Genomic DNA, 245 nt, shown 5'->3' on the forward strand with positions numbered 1-245 from the left:
CCGCCTGCGTGCGCTTTACGCCCAGTAATTCCGATTAACGCTTGCACCCTCCGTATTACCGCGGCTGCTGGCACGGAGTTAGCCGGTGCTTCTTCTGCGGGTAACGTCAATGACTAAGGTTATTAACCTTAATCCCTTCCTCCCCGCTGAAAGTACTTTACAACCCGAAGGCCTTCTTCATACACGCGGCATGGCTGCATCAGGCTTGCGCCCATTGTGCAATATTCCCCACTGCTGCCTCCCGT

At 55.1% G+C, this 245-nt stretch carries 1 rRNA gene; it reads right to left on the minus strand.

Going from position 1 to position 245, the window contains the following annotated elements:
- Window positions 1-245, minus strand: a 16S ribosomal RNA gene (locus tag WFN61_RS20820); the annotation flags it as partial.

The sequence above is a fragment of the Pseudescherichia sp. AS216 genome (genome assembly GCF_037152055.1).
In the GTDB taxonomy this organism is placed as follows: Bacteria; Pseudomonadota; Gammaproteobacteria; order Enterobacterales; family Enterobacteriaceae; genus Pseudescherichia.